General features: G+C 72.0%; 14 protein-coding genes. 10 read left to right on the top strand and 4 right to left on the bottom strand.

The window, feature by feature from the left end:
• The first annotated feature begins 30 nt into the window (after positions 1–30).
• Genes ACR807_RS21245 through atpD form a run of 5 tightly spaced genes read left to right on the top strand, consistent with a single transcriptional unit; the run spans position 31 to position 5495 of the window.
• A complete protein-coding gene (locus ACR807_RS21245; protein WP_438923116.1) occupies positions 31–582 on the top strand; it encodes a F0F1 ATP synthase subunit B in 552 nt (183 codons plus the stop codon).
• Positions 583–592: 10 nt separating this feature from the next.
• Entirely contained in the window at positions 593–1420 is an 828-nt protein-coding gene (locus ACR807_RS21240) for a F0F1 ATP synthase subunit delta (RefSeq protein WP_438923115.1), read from the top strand.
• A 59-nt stretch (positions 1421–1479) separates the two neighbouring features.
• The gene (atpA, locus tag ACR807_RS21235; RefSeq protein ID WP_438923114.1) at positions 1480–3123 is read left to right on the top strand and encodes a F0F1 ATP synthase subunit alpha; all 1644 of its coding nucleotides are present in this window, start codon (positions 1480–1482) and stop codon (positions 3121–3123) included.
• Between the two features lie 7 nt (positions 3124–3130).
• The gene (locus ACR807_RS21230; RefSeq protein WP_438923113.1) at positions 3131–4066 is read left to right on the top strand and encodes a F0F1 ATP synthase subunit gamma; all 936 of its coding nucleotides are present in this window, start codon (positions 3131–3133) and stop codon (positions 4064–4066) included.
• Entirely contained in the window at positions 4059–5495 is a 1437-nt protein-coding gene (atpD, locus tag ACR807_RS21225; protein WP_438923112.1) for a F0F1 ATP synthase subunit beta, read from the top strand. The genes ACR807_RS21230 and atpD overlap by 8 nt, the downstream gene beginning before the upstream one ends.
• Before the next feature lie 122 nt (positions 5496–5617).
• Here the strand turns inward: atpD and ACR807_RS21220 are convergent, their stop codons facing one another.
• Positions 5618–6361, bottom strand: a complete 744-nt coding sequence (locus ACR807_RS21220) for an IclR family transcriptional regulator (protein WP_438923111.1) — start codon at positions 6359–6361, stop codon at positions 5618–5620.
• Between the two features lie 183 nt (positions 6362–6544).
• Here ACR807_RS21220 and ACR807_RS21215 point away from each other — a divergent pair, with 183 nt between their 5' ends.
• Together ACR807_RS21215 and ACR807_RS21210 are read left to right on the top strand one after the other, a co-directional pair.
• The gene (locus ACR807_RS21215; RefSeq protein WP_438923110.1) at positions 6545–6910 is read left to right on the top strand and encodes a F0F1 ATP synthase subunit epsilon; all 366 of its coding nucleotides are present in this window, start codon (positions 6545–6547) and stop codon (positions 6908–6910) included.
• A 21-nt stretch (positions 6911–6931) separates the two neighbouring features.
• Entirely contained in the window at positions 6932–7363 is a 432-nt protein-coding gene (locus tag ACR807_RS21210) for a DUF2550 domain-containing protein (RefSeq protein ID WP_438923109.1), read from the top strand.
• Positions 7364–7438: 75 nt separating this feature from the next.
• Here ACR807_RS21210 and ACR807_RS21205 read toward each other — a convergent pair whose 3' ends face one another.
• Positions 7439–8017: a cob(I)yrinic acid a,c-diamide adenosyltransferase gene (locus tag ACR807_RS21205; RefSeq protein WP_438923108.1), complete on the bottom strand. Its 579-nt coding sequence runs from the start codon at positions 8015–8017 to the stop codon at positions 7439–7441.
• Positions 8018–8103: 86 nt separating this feature from the next.
• Here ACR807_RS21205 and murA point away from each other — a divergent pair, with 86 nt between their 5' ends.
• Complete coding sequence (gene murA, locus ACR807_RS21200; protein WP_438923107.1) at positions 8104–9360, top strand: UDP-N-acetylglucosamine 1-carboxyvinyltransferase; 1257 nt, start codon at positions 8104–8106, stop codon at positions 9358–9360.
• 53 nt (positions 9361–9413) lie between these two features.
• On the opposite strand, the gene ACR807_RS21195 is transcribed toward murA, so the two are convergent.
• Positions 9414–9710 (bottom strand): hypothetical protein, encoded by a 297-nt coding sequence (locus tag ACR807_RS21195; RefSeq protein WP_438923106.1) that lies wholly within the window; start codon positions 9708–9710, stop codon positions 9414–9416.
• Between the two features lie 111 nt (positions 9711–9821).
• Here ACR807_RS21195 and ACR807_RS21190 point away from each other — a divergent pair, with 111 nt between their 5' ends.
• Positions 9822–11819: a protein meaA gene (locus tag ACR807_RS21190; protein WP_438923105.1), complete on the top strand. Its 1998-nt coding sequence runs from the start codon at positions 9822–9824 to the stop codon at positions 11817–11819.
• On the opposite strand, the gene ACR807_RS21185 is transcribed toward ACR807_RS21190, so the two are convergent.
• Positions 11816–12346, bottom strand: a complete 531-nt coding sequence (locus ACR807_RS21185; RefSeq protein ID WP_438923104.1) for a cysteine hydrolase family protein — start codon at positions 12344–12346, stop codon at positions 11816–11818. The genes ACR807_RS21190 and ACR807_RS21185 overlap by 4 nt on opposite strands.
• A gap of 72 nt (positions 12347–12418) precedes the next feature.
• Here ACR807_RS21185 and ACR807_RS21180 point away from each other — a divergent pair, with 72 nt between their 5' ends.
• Entirely contained in the window at positions 12419–13366 is a 948-nt protein-coding gene (locus ACR807_RS21180; protein WP_438923103.1) for a GlxA family transcriptional regulator, read from the top strand.
• The last annotated feature ends 138 nt before the right edge of the window (positions 13367–13504 follow it).

Genomic DNA, 13504 nt, shown 5'->3' with positions numbered 1-13504 from the left:
CGGATCAGCCGCAAGTAGGAGAGGTCCTTGATGAATACCCTCATCCTGGCTGCGGAAGGCGAGACCATCAACCCGGTCCTTCCGCACACGTCCGAGATCGTCCTGGGTCTCGTCGCGTTCTTGATCCTGCTCTTCATCATCAAGAAGTTCGTGTCGCCGCGCTTCGAGACGCTGTACGCGGAGCGCGCCGCCAAGATCGAGGGTGGCATCGAGAAGGCGGAGCAGGCGCAGGCCGAGGCCCAGAAGCTGCTCAACGACTACAAGGCGCAGCTGGCCGAAGCGCGTGCGGAGGCCGCCCGCATCCGGGACGACGCCCGCATCGAGGGCGAGCAGATCATCACCGAACTGCGCACCAAGGCGCAGGAGGAGTCCGCGCGGATCGTCGCGCAGGGGCAGACCCAGCTGGAGACGCAGCGCGCGCAGATCGTCGCGGAGCTGCGCGGCGAGCTGGGCCGGCTGGCCATCGACCTGGCGGACCGGGTCGTCGGCGAGTCGCTGGAGGACGAGGTGCGCCGTCGGGGCACCGTCGACCGCTTCCTCTCCGAGCTCGACGGCACGTCGGCTCCGGCCGCCGCCAAGTGAGGGAACGCCGATGACTCTGCACGCCGCAAGCCGTGACGCCCTGGCCGCCGCCGAGCTGCGGTTGCTGGAGGTCGTCGACGGCACGAAGGACAGCACGGCCCTCGGCACGCTCGGTGACGAGCTGTTCGCGGTCGTCGGCCTGCTGTCCGGCCGGCCCGCGCTCCGGCGCGCGCTGGCCGACAACTCCACCGAGCCCGCGGGCCGGGAGCAGCTGCTCCGCGGCCTGCTGGACGGCAAGGTCGGTGACCAGGCACTCCAGGTGCTGGGCACGGTCGTCACCACGCGCTGGTCGACGCCCCGCGAACTGGTCGACGGTGTCGAGTCGCTGGCCCGCACCACGCTGCTGGTGCGGGCGGAGCGGGACGGCGAGCTCGACGCGGTGGAGGACGAGCTGTTCCGGCTCGGCCGCATCATCGCGGGCAACCACCAGCTCGAGCTGGCGCTGTCCGACCCGTCCGCGTCGTCCGCCGGCAAGGTGGCCCTGATCGACTCGCTCGTCGCGGGCAAGGTCGACGGGACCACGAAGACCCTGGTCGACCAGCTCGTGCGCACGCCGCGCGGCCAGGGCGTCGTCAACGGCCTGGCCGAACTCGCGTCGCTCGCGGCCAAGCGCCGGGAACGTTCCGTCGCCCACGTCCGTTCCGCTGTCGAACTGGACGCGGCGCAGCAGGACCGCCTCGAAGCCACGCTGACCCGCATCTACTCCAGGCCGATCGCACTGCACGTGGAGGTGGACCCCACGCTGCGCGGCGGTCTGCTGATCAAGATCGGCGACGAAGTCATCGACGGAAGCGTGGCCGGTCGGCTGGCGGCACTGCGCCGCGAACTCGCCGGCTGACCAACCGGAACCGCGGCCCACAAGCCCCTTTCCCAGAACGAAGTGAGAGCAGGAACGACATGGCGGAGCTGACGATCTCGTCGGACGAGATCCGCAGTGCGATCGAGAAGTACGTCTCGACCTACTCCCCGGAGGTCACCCGGGAAGAGGTCGGCGTCGTCGCGGAGACCTACGACGGCATCGCCATCGTCGAAGGTCTGCCCGGCACCATGACCAACGAGCTGCTGGAGTTCCCCGGCGGCGTGCTCGGTGTGGCCCTGAGCCTGGAAGTGCGCACGATCGGCGCGGTCATCCTCGGCGACTTCGACAAGATCGAAGAGGGCCAGGAGGTCAAGCGGACCGGCCAGGTGCTCTCCGTGCCCGTGGGCGACGGCTTCCTGGGCCGCGTGGTGAACCCGCTCGGCCAGCCGATCGACGGCCTCGGCGACATCGTGGCCGACGACAACCGCGCCCTGGAGCTCCAGGCCGCGTCCGTGCTGCAGCGGCAGCCGGTGGGCGAGCCGATGCAGACCGGCATCAAGGCCATCGACTCGATGACCCCCATCGGCCGCGGCCAGCGCCAGCTGATCATCGGCGACCGCAAGACCGGCAAGACCGCGGTCTGCATCGACACGATCATCAACCAGAAGAAGGCCTGGGACTCGGGCGACCCGACGCAGCAGGTCCGCTGCGTGTACGTCGCCGTCGGCCAGAAGGGCTCCACCATCGCGGGCGTCAAGGCCGCGCTGGAGGAGGCGGGCGCGCTGGAGTACACCACCATCGTCGCCGCCCCCGCGTCCGACTCGGCCGGCTTCAAGTGGCTCGCGCCCTACACCGGCTCGGCCATCGGCCAGCACTGGATGTACCAGGGCAAGCACGTCCTGATCATCTTCGACGACCTGACCAAGCAGGCGGAGGCGTACCGCGCCATCTCGCTGCTGCTGCGCCGCCCGCCGGGCCGCGAGGCGTACCCGGGCGACGTCTTCTACTTGCACTCGCGCCTGCTGGAGCGCTGCGCGAAGCTGTCCGACGACATGGGCGGCGGCTCGATGACCGGTCTGCCGATCATCGAGACCAAGGCCAACGACGTGTCGGCGTACATCCCGACCAACGTCATCTCCATCACCGACGGCCAGTGCTTCCTGGAGTCGGACCTGTTCAACGCCGGTGTGCGCCCGGCCGTCAACGTGGGCATCTCGGTGTCCCGCGTCGGTGGCGCCGCGCAGACCAAGGCGATGAAGACGGTGTCCGGCTCGCTGCGCCTCGACCTGTCGCAGTTCCGCGAGCTGGAGGCGTTCTCCGCCTTCGCCTCGGACCTCGACGCCGCCTCGCGCGCCCAGCTGGACCGCGGCGCCCGCCTGGTCGAGCTGCTCAAGCAGGGCCAGTACTCGCCGGTGCCGATGGAGGAGCAGGTCGTCTCCATCTACCTCGGCACCAAGGGGCACCTCGACTCGATCCCGGTGGGCGACGTCCGCCGCTTCGAGGCCGAGTTCCTGGACCACCTGCGGCGTTCCCACGAGGCCGTGCTGTCCGACATCCGCGAGTCCAAGAAGCTGTCGGACGACGCGGAGCGGGGCATCGTGGACGCCGTCAACTCCTTCAAGCAGCAGTTCACCGCTTCGAACGGCACGTCGGTCGTCGACGTCCCCGCCGACGCGATGGACGCCGACAAGGTCGGGCAGGAGTCGGTGAAGGTCAACCGACCGGCTCCGACCGAGAAGTGACGTAGGCATGGCGGCACAGATCCGAGAGCTGCGCCAGAGGATCAGGTCGGTCAACTCGACCAAGAAGATCACGAAGGCGTACGAGCTCATCGCCACGTCCCGTCTCGCCAAGGCGCAGACCAGGGTCGCGGCGTCGAAGCCCTACGCGGAGGAGATCACCAGCGTCCTCTCCCGCCTGGCGACGGCATCCGCGAACCTCGACCACCCGCTGCTCACCGAGCGCAAGGCGCCCAAGCGCGCCGGCGTGCTCGTCGTGACCAGCGACAAGGGCATGTGCGGCGGCTACAACGCCAACGTGCTGAAGGCGGCCGAGGAGCTGTTCTCGCTCCTGCGGTCCGAGGGCAAGGAGCCCGTGCTCTACGTCGTCGGTCGCAAGGGCGCGGGCTACTACCGGTTCCGCCGGCGCGAGATCGCGGGCGAGTGGACCGGCTTCTCCCAGCTCCCGCACTACGTCAACGCGAGCGAGGCCGGTGACGCGCTGGTGCAGGCGTTCACCGCGGGCGCCGACGACGACGGGGACAAGCCCGGTGCCGACGGCGTTCTCGGGGTGGACGAGCTGCACGTCGTCTACACCGAGTTCGAGTCGATGCTGAGCCAGACGCCGGTCGCCAAGAGGATCGCGCCGATGGTCGTGGACTACGACCCGGAGGCGCCGAAGCTCCAGTCGGTGTACTCGTTCGAGCCGAGCGCCGAGGCGCTGCTGGGTTCGCTGCTGCCGAAGTACGTCAAGACGCGCCTGTTCTCGGCGCTGCTGGACGCGGCGGCCTCGGAGTCGGCGGCCCGCCGGACCGCGATGAAGGCGGCGACGGACAACGCCACCGAGCTGGTCCGCAACCTCAGCCGCCAGGCGAACGCGGCCCGCCAGGCCCAGATCACCCAGGAGATCAGCGAGATCGTCGGTGGCGCCTCCGCGCTTACCGGGGGCGCAGGAAGTGATGAGTGACATGAGTGCTACTGCCACCACCACCCGCACCGGCCGTGTGGTCCGGGTGATCGGTGCCGTCGTCGACGTGGAGTTCCCGCGTGGCGCGGTGCCGGAGCTGTTCAACGCCCTGCACGTGGAGATCACCTACGAAGCGGTGGCCAAGACGCTGACCCTGGAGGTCGCCCAGCACCTGGGCGACAACCTGGTCCGCACCATCTCGATGCAGCCGACGGACGGCCTGGTCCGCGGCGCGACCGTGACCGACACCGGCGCCGCCATCAGCGTGCCCGTCGGCGACGTCGTCAAGGGCCACGTGTTCAACGCGCTGGGCGACTGCCTCGACGAGCCCGGCCTCGGCCGCGACGGCGAGCAGTGGGGCATCCACCGCAAGGCGCCGTCGTTCGACCAGCTCGAGGGCAAGACCGAGATCCTGGAAACGGGCATCAAGGTCATCGACCTGCTGACCCCGTACGTCAAGGGCGGCAAGATCGGCCTGTTCGGCGGTGCGGGCGTGGGCAAGACGGTGCTCATCCAGGAGATGATCACCCGTATCGCCCGCGAGTTCTCCGGCACGTCGGTGTTCGCCGGCGTCGGCGAGCGCACCCGTGAGGGCACCGACCTCCTCCTCGAGATGGAGGAGATGGGTGTGCTCAACGACACCGCCCTGGTGTTCGGGCAGATGGACGAGCCGCCCGGCACCCGCATGCGCGTCGCCCTGTCCGCCCTGACCATGGCGGAGTACTTCCGCGACGTGCAGGGCCAGGACGTGCTGCTGTTCATCGACAACATCTTCCGCTTCACCCAGGCGGGCTCGGAGGTGTCGACCCTGCTGGGCCGCATGCCGTCCGCCGTGGGCTACCAGCCGACGCTGGCGGACGAGATGGGTGAGCTCCAGGAGCGGATCACCTCGACCCGAGGCAAGTCGATCACCTCGCTGCAGGCGATCTACGTGCCCGCGGACGACTACACCGACCCGGCGCCCGCCACCACCTTCGCCCACCTGGACGCGACGACGGAACTCTCCCGTCCGATCTCCCAGAAGGGCATCTACCCGGCGGTGGACCCGCTGTCCTCGTCCTCCCGGATCCTGGAGCCGACCATCGTCGGCGAGGAGCACTACCGGGTGGCGCAGGAGGTCAAGCGCATCCTCCAGAAGTACAAGGAACTCCAGGACATCATCGCCATCCTCGGCATGGACGAGCTGTCCGAAGAGGACAAGGTCCTCGTCGGCCGCGCCCGTCGCCTGGAGCGCTTCCTCGGCCAGAACTTCATCGTGGCCGAGAAGTTCACCGGTCAGCCGGGTTCGTTCGTGCCGATCAAGGACACGATCGAGGCGTTCGACCGCGTCTGCAAGGGCGAGTTCGACCACTACCCGGAGCAGGCGTTCTTCTCCTGCGGCGGGCTCGACGACGTCGAGGCCAACGCCAAGAAGCTCGCCGGCAACTGAGCCGGGTCGTCACGGAGGGCCGTTCCCGTTCGCGGGGGCGGCCCTCCGGCGTTCCCGCCCCCGGCCGTCCGGGGTCGGGTGCCCCCAGGCCGGTGGGGTGTCCCCAGGCCGGTCGGGTGCCCTCAGGCCGCCCAGCCCAGCGCCCGCGAGACCGCGAGCCCGCACGTGCGCACCGCGGGCACCACGGTGTCGCGCCGCGTGCCCGTGGGCACCACCACGGACACCGAGGCCACCACCTCGCCGGTCGCGTCCCGCACCGGCGCCGCCACCGAGTACGTGATCAGCTCGATCTGGCGGTCGCTGATCGCGTAGCCGTCCCGCCGCACCCGCGCCAGCACCTCCCGCAGCCGCGCCGCCGACGTGATCGTCCTCGGGGTGAACCGGCGCAGCGGCCGGGCCAGCACGGCCTCCTGGACGTCCGCGGGGGCGTTCGCCAGCAGCACGAGTCCGACGCCCGTGCAGTGCAGCGGCATCCGGCTGCCCACCCGGGTCACCACGTTGACCGCGTCGCGCGCCGAGATGCGCTCCACGTACACGACCTCCGCGCCGTCGCGCACGGCGAGCTGCACGTTGTGCCGCGTCACCTCGTAGAGGTCCTCCAGGAACGGCACGGCGCCGTCCCGCAGGTCGAGGCTGCCCGGCGACAGGGCGCCCAGCTCCAGCAGCCTGAGCCCCACCGAGTAGCGGCCGTCCGCACCCCGCTCCAGGGCCCTGAGGTCCACCAGGGACGCCACGAGGCGGTGCGTGGTGCTCAGGGGCAGCCCGGAGTGGCGGCTCAGCTCCGACAGGGTCGCCGAGGGCCGGTCCACGGTGAACACCGACAGCAGCGAGAACGCCCGGTCCAGCAGCGACTTCGGGGTCGTCACGGCCACCAGTCTTCCACTGACCGGAAGGGTGGGTGCCCACCGCGGGTGCGCGACCGCCACCGCCGGGGCGCCCGCCACCAGGGTGGTACCGCACGTAGAGCGCGGCAGGGGGTGGCTGGTGCGGCGCACCCCGGTGGCCACCGTTTAGACTGCACTGGACTCCAGTCGACGAGGGAGATGCGCGTGGCCGAGATGACCGTCCAGTTGGTCGCCGTGGAACGCCGCCTGTGGTCCGGGACCGCCACCTCGGTGGTCGCGCAGACCCTTGATGGCGAGATCGGCATCCTGCCCGGCCACGAGCCGGTGCTCGGCCAGCTCGTCGAGGGCGGCGTGGTCCGCGTCCGGACGACCGAGGGCGAGGTCGTCACCGCCGCCGTGCACGGGGGTTTCCTCTCCGTCACCGGCGAGGGCGTCAGCATCCTCGCCGAGAACGCCGAGCTGGCGGACGAGATCGACGTCGAGCGGGCCCGGTCGAACGCCGGGAGCTCCGACGAGGCCGAACGAGCACGCGCGGCCGCACGGCTCCGCGCCGCCGGGCACACGGCCTGACGCGGACGAGCGGACAACGCCGTGGGGATCGCCGAAGTCGTCGGGGTGGTCCTGTTCGTCGCGGTCGTGGTCCTCGCGTACTCCGCGTGGCGCCGCGTCCGCCTGCTGCGCGCCGGGGGCGTGCACGTGGCGCTGAGGTCGCGCCTGGAGGAGACCGGCCGCGGCTGGCACCTGGGCGTGGGCCACTACCGGGGTGACGAGTTCGTCTGGTACCGGGTGCTGAGCCTGAGCCCGGGGCCGGACGTGATCATCTCGCGGGACGGGTTCGAGATCGACGACCGGCGCGAGCCGTCCCCGCCCGAGGCGTACGCGATGCCGGCCGGGGCCGTGGTGCTCCGCTGCCGCGGCGCCAAGGGCGAGGTCGAGATCGCGATGGGCCCGGACGCCTTGACGGGTTTCCTGTCGTGGCTGGAGTCGGCCCCCCCGGGCCGCTCCATCCCCTGGGCCTCCTGACCCCGGCCACCTGGTTCCCCCCGGCCGACCGGGGTCCGCCGACCGTGTCCGTTGACCGGGGTCAGCCGACCGGGGTCAGCGCTCCCGACCGCCACCCGGCTGCCACAGCACGTCGCCGTCGGGGTTGGCCACCCGCGCCAGGATGAACAGCAGGTCGGACAGGCGGTTGAGGTACTTGGCCGTCAGCGGGTTCGTGGTGTCCGCCTCGGCCTCGACCAGCCCCCACGTGGACCGCTCGGCCCGCCGCGCGATCGTGCGGGCCTGGTGCAGCAGCGCGGCCCCCGGCGTGCCGCCGTTGAGGATGAACGACGTCAGCTTCCCCAACCGCGCGTTGAACTCGTCGCACCACGACTCCAGCCGGTCGACGTACGGCTGGGTGACCCGCAGCGGCGGGTGCTCGGGGTTCTCCACGATCGGCGTGCACAGGTCCGCGCCCACGTCGAACAGGTCGTTCTGCACCTGCCGGACCACGGCGGCGACGTCGTCGGCCAGGCCGCCCAGCGCGAGGGCGACGCCCAGCGACGCGTTCGTCTCGTCCACGTCCGCGTAGGCGGAGATGCGCGGCGAGGTCTTGGGGACGCGCGAGAAGTCGCCCAGCCCCGTCGTCCCGTCGTCGCCTACCCGGGTGTAGATCTTCGTCAGGTGCACGGCCATGCCACGCACTCTAGACAGAGCACCGCGCACGGACACGATTCAGCGCGTACGTAGGATTGCGGCACAACGAGCGAGGAGTTCCCCACGTGAGTGAGCACTTCCGTGTTCAGGGCGGTGCGCGGCTGGTCGGCGAGGTCGACGTCGTCGGCGCGAAGAACAGCGTGCTCAAGCTGATGGCAGCGGCCCTCCTCGCGGAGGGCACGACCACGATCACCAACTGCCCGGAGATCCTGGACGTGCCGCTGATGGCGGACGTGCTGCGCAGCCTCGGCTGCGAGGTGACCCTCGACGGCGGGGTCGTCACCATCACGACGCCGGCGGAGCTGAACCACCGCGCCGACTCCGAGGCGATGGGCAAGCTGCGCGCCTCGGTCTGCGTCCTCGGCCCGCTGGTGGGCCGCTGCCGGCGCGCCGTCGTGGCGCTGCCCGGCGGTGACGCGATCGGCTCCCGCCCGCTGGACATGCACCAGAACGGCCTGCGCAAGCTCGGCGCGCACAGCGAGATCGAGCACGGCTGCCTGGTCGCCGAGGCCGAGGGCCTGCACGGCGCGCAGATCTGGCTCGACTTCCCGAGCGTCGGCGCCACGGAGAACATCCTGATGGCCGCCGTCCTCGCCAACGGCACCACGGTGATCGACAACGCCGCCCGCGAGCCGGAGATCGTCGACATCTGCGTGATGCTCCAGGAGATGGGCGCCCGGATCGAGGGCGCGGGCACGTCCACCCTCACCGTGCACGGCGTGGAGTCCCTGGAGCCGACCGAGCACCGCGTCATCGGCGACCGCATCGTCGGCGCCACGTGGGCGTTCGCCGCCGTCATGACCCGGGGCGACATCACCGTGCGCGGCGTGGACCCGCACCACCTCGACCTGGTCCTGGAGAAGCTGCGGATGGCCGGTGCGGAGGTGACCACGCACGACGACGGCTTCCGCGTGGTCCAGCACGACCGGCCCCGGTCGGTGGACTTCGTGACGCTGCCCTACCCGGGCTTCGCGACCGACCTCCAGCCGTTCGCCATCGCCCTCTCCAGCGTCTCCGAGGGCACGTCGATGATCACCGAGAACCTGTTCGAGGCGCGCTTCCGGTTCATCGAGGAGATGATCCGCCTGTCCGCCGACGCCCGCACCGACGGCCACCACGCGGTCGTCCGGGGTGTGGAGAGGCTCTCCAGCGCGCCGGTGTGGGCCTCGGACATCCGCGCGGGCGCGGGCCTGGTTCTGGCCGGCCTGTGCGCGGAAGGCGTGACCGAGGTCTACGAGATCTTCCACATCGAGCGCGGCTACCCGGGCTTCGTGGAGAACCTGCGCAAGCTGGGCGCGACCGTGGACCGGGTCAGCGCCTAGCGGTCGGCGCCGGCGGTCGGCGCGCCGGCGGTTCGGGCCCGGCGGCCCCGGTCTCACCGCAGCAGCAGCTTGGCGTCCGGCACGTCGGCGGGGAACACCAGCAGCAGGTGGGCCCCGCCGCGCCGCACCACGGTCACCTTGATCCCGGCCTGGCGCAGGCGCCGGGCGAGCACGTCGGCGGCCTCCGGCGTGGGCGTCACCGCCACCTGCCGCAGCAGCCCGAAATCGCTCCCGGTGTGGTCGGGCACGCCCCTCCGGTCGTTGCCGAAGGCCCAGTAGAGGACGAGCCCGAGCAGGCTGAAGACGAGCACCAGCAGCAGGAACGGCGTGAGCGCGGTCACGCCGACCATCGTCCCCCGGGCACGATTCAGTGAGCAACGGCACCCCGCGCGTGAGTTACCCGTCAGTACGCTACGGGCAACCCGAGACCGCGGGGAACGACGCCGTTCGAGGAGGCTGCCGTGCCGTACCCGGCCGATCGTGAGCGGGACCGCCCGTGGGTGATGCGGACCTACGCGGGCCACTCCAGCGCCGCCGCCTCCAACGCGCTCTACCGCCGCAACCTGGCCAAGGGGCAGACCGGCCTGTCGGTGGCCTTCGACCTGCCGACGCAGACCGGCTACGACCCGGACGACGAGCTGGCCCGGGGCGAGGTCGGCAAGGTCGGCGTGCCGATCAGCCACATCGGCGACATGCGGCAGCTGTTCGACGGCATCCCGCTCGGCGAGGCCAACACCTCGATGACGATCAACGCGACCGCCATGTGGCTGCTCGCGCTCTACGCCTCCGTCGCGGAGGAGGAGGGCGCCGACCCGGCGACCCTCGCGGGCACCACGCAGAACGACATCATCAAGGAGTACCTGTCCCGCGGCACGTACGTGTTCCCGCCCGGCCCGAGCCTGCGCCTGACCACCGACGTGGTCGCGTGGACCGTGGCGAACGTGCCGAGGTGGAACCCGATCAACATCTGCTCGTACCACCTCCAGGAGGTCGGTGCGACCCCGGCGCAGGAGATCGCCTACGCGCTCTCCACCGCCATCGCCGTCCTGGACTCGGTCTTCGACTCCGGCCAGGTGCCGGAGGAGCGGCGCGGCGAGGTCGTCGCGCGCATCTCGTTCTTCGTGAACGCGGGCGTCCGCTTCATCGAGGAGATGTGCAAGATGCGGGCGTTCGTCCGGCTGTGGGACGAGATCACCCGGGACCGGTACGGCATCGAGGACCCCAAGCACCGCCGCTTCCGCTACGGCGTGCAGGTGAACTCCCTCGGCCTCACCGAGGCGCAGCCGGAGAACAACGTGCAGCGGATCGTGCTGGAGATGCTGGCCGTCTCGCTGTCCCGCGACGCCCGCGCCCGCGCGATCCAGCTGCCCGCGTGGAACGAGGCCCTCGGCCTGCCCCGGCCCTGGGACCAGCAGTGGGCGCTGCGCATGCAGCAGGTCCTCGCGTACGAGACCGACCTGCTGGAGTACGAGGACGTCTTCGACGGTTCGCGCGTCGTCGAGGCCAAGGTCGCCGAGATCGTCGAGGCCGCCCGCGCCGAGATCGACCGCGTGCAGGCGATGGGCGGCGCGGTCGCGGCCGTCGAGTCCGGCTACATGAAGTCCGCGCTGGTCTCCTCGCTGGCCGAGCGCCGCCGCCGCGTCGAGTCCGGTGAGGACGTCGTGGTGGGCGTGAACAAGTTCGCCACCACCGAGCCGTCCCCCCTCCAGGCCGAGGGCGCGAACGCGATCGAGCAGATCGACCCGGTCGTAGAGCGGCAGGCCGTCGAGGCGGTCCGGGCCTGGCGGGCCGGCCGCGACGACGCCCTGGTGAAGTCCACCCTGGACGACCTCCGCGCCACCGCGAAGACCGACGCGAACCTCGTCGGGGCCACGATCGCGTGCGCCAAGGCCGGGGTCACCACCGGCGAGTGGGCGTCCGCGCTGCGCGAGGTGTTCGGCGAGTACCGCGCGCCCACGGGCGTGTCCGCCGCCTCCGCGTCCGCCTCCGGCGAGGCGGGCGCGGAGATCGCCCGCGTGCGCGACCGCGTCCGGGCCACCGGCGAGGAGCTGGGCGAGCGGCTGCGCATCCTGGTCGGCAAGCCCGGTCTCGACGGGCACTCCAACGGCGCCGAGCAGGTCGCCGTGCGCGCCCGCGACGTCGGCTTCGAGGTCGTCTACCAGGGCATCCGGCTCACCCCGGCGCAGATCGTGGCCGCCGCCGTGCAGGAGGACGTGCACGTGGTGGGCCTGTCGGTGCTGTCCGGCTCGCACCTGGAGGTCGTGCCCGCCGTGGTCGACGGCCTGCGCGCCGCGGGCGCGGGCGACGTGCCGGTCGTCGTCGGCGGCATCGTGCCGCCCGACGACGCCGCGAAGCTCCGCGACCGCGGCGTGGCGCGCGTGTTCACGCCCAAGGACTACGAGCTGACGGGGATCATGGACGAGATCGTCACCGTCGTCCGAGAGGTCAACGGGCTCTAGAGCCCGGCCAGCACCTCGTCGGTGGTCACGATCTCCGCGAACCCGCCCCCGCTCAGGTTCGCGGCGGTCGCGCGGGACAGCTCCTCGGCGCTCAGGCCCCCCAGGTCGAACGTGAACGTGGCGTCCAGCGCCACCCGGACCCGGTAGCCGAGGTTGCCGCCGACCCGGGCCGTCGTCTCGACGCACATGTTCGTCTGGATGCCCACGAGCACGAGGTCCGTGACGCCGCGCCCGCGCAGCCACGCGTGCAGGTCCACCTCGCCGTGGAACGCGGAGTTCACGGTCTTGGCGAACACCAGGTCGGGCACGGCGCCGTCCAGCTCGGGCTTGAACCGGTTGCCGTCCCGGCCGGGCCGCAGCGGGGAGCCGGCCTCGGTCGAGTCGTGCCGCACCAGCACCAGCGGGCCGGTCCAGGCGGCCAGGAGCCGGGCGGTGTTGGCCTCGGCCGCGGGGTTGTCGCGCTTGCCCCAGACGGGGTCGTCGAAGCCGCGTTGCACGTCGATCACCACGAGGGCGCTGGTCGTCATGGCACCGAGACTGCCGCCCGGCCGCCCGCCGACGTGAGTGGCGGAACCGGCGCGCCGGGGTACTTTCCTGCCATGCGCGTGGTCGGTGTCCTCCTGCTGCCGGGCAGCCGGTCCTTCGACGTCGCCGTGGCCGGCGAGGTGTGGGGCGTGGACCGCTCGGACACCGGGATCGGGCCGTTCGAGCTGAGGCTGTGCGCGCCCGGCCGGGCCGCCACGCCCCTGTCGCCGCTCGGCGCCCTGCCCGCGACGCACGGCCTGTCCGGCCTGGCCGGCTGCGACCTCGTCGTCGTGCCCGGCCGCGCCGACTCGTCCGCCCCGGTCCCGCCGGCGGCCGTCCGCGCGCTCCGGTCGTTCGGCGGCGCGGTCGCCGCGCTGTGCTCCGGCGCGTTCACGCTCGCCGCGGCGGGGCTGCTGGACGGCCGTGCGGCGACCACCCACTGGCGGCTGCTGGACGACCTGGCCCGGGCCGCGCCCCGCGCCCGCGTGCTGCGGGACGTGCTCTACACCGAGGACGGCGTGTTCACGTCGGCGGGCGTCGTCGGCGGCCTCGACCTGTGCCTGCACCTCGTGCGCCGCGCGCACGGCGCGGACGTCGCCGCCGGCCTGGCCCGCCGCCTCGTCATGCCGCCGAGCCGGGAGGGCGGCCAGCGCCAGTACGTCGAGCCGCCGCTGCCCGCCCGGCCCTCCCGCGCCGGCGTCGCGGCCACCGTCGACTGGGCGGTGGACCGCCTGGCCACCCCGGTCGGCGTGGCCGACCTGGCCGCGCACGCGGGCATGAGCGAGCGCACCTTCCACCGCGCGTTCCTCGCCGCCACCGGCAGCACACCGGGCCGCTGGCTCCAGGTGCAGCGCGTCCGGCTGGCGCGGCGCCTGCTGGAGACCACCGACCTGACCGTGCAGCGGGTGGCCGAGCGCTCCGGCCTGGGCACGCCGGCCAACCTGCGCCGCCGCCTGCGTGGCGAGCTGGGCGTCACCCCGGACGCCTACCGCCGCACGTTCCGCGTCCGCCCCGCGTCGTGACCTTGCTGCGGTGACCGTGCAGGGGCGTGACCGTGCAGGGTCGTGACCGGACACGGGTTGCTCGGCCGGATACGGTCGCAGCATGGCCGAGTACCAGCACGTCCGCGTCGAGCGCACGGGTGACGTCGTGCGCATCAC

It is taken from the genome of Saccharothrix sabaoui, assembly GCF_051756985.1.
Lineage (GTDB): Bacteria > Actinomycetota > Actinomycetes > Mycobacteriales > Pseudonocardiaceae > Actinosynnema.
Note: the sequence above shows the minus strand (reverse complement) of the source record. Positions and strands in the feature narration are given on the sequence as shown.